1 protein-coding gene is annotated in these 311 nt (G+C 68.5%); it reads right to left on the reverse strand.

The window, feature by feature from the left end; translation table 11 throughout:
* Window positions 1-284: hypothetical protein (locus QN345_RS20040; RefSeq protein WP_323509241.1), on the reverse strand; the 284-nt coding region annotated here is incomplete at its 3' end.
* Window positions 285-311 lie beyond the last annotated feature (27 nt).

A 311-nucleotide genomic window follows, 5' to 3' on the forward strand; every position in this document is an offset into this window, starting at 1 on the left:
ATCGCCTCCACGGTGCTCAGCGCCGTGACCGCTTCTGTGTCGCTGAGCAGCCCGACCGGGATCGCGGCCAGGGCCTCTGCGAGAACCGCCTGCGCCTCCACGAGCCGGGCGACAGCATCCGCATGAACCGATGGCACCGACCCGGCCAACCCCTCAGCGCCCTCGAAACCCTCAACGACCGCGACCGGATGGGCCACCTCGACGCCCTGGACGCGCTGATCTCCCGCGACCCCTGAACCGGGTGTCTGCGGGGTGTGTGACTGGGGATCGGAAGCTCCTGCCATACCCCGATTCTACCCCGAATCGAACAC

Source organism: Cryobacterium sp. 10I1, from assembly GCF_035019805.1.
GTDB lineage: Bacteria > Actinomycetota > Actinomycetes > Actinomycetales > Microbacteriaceae > Cryobacterium > Cryobacterium glucosi.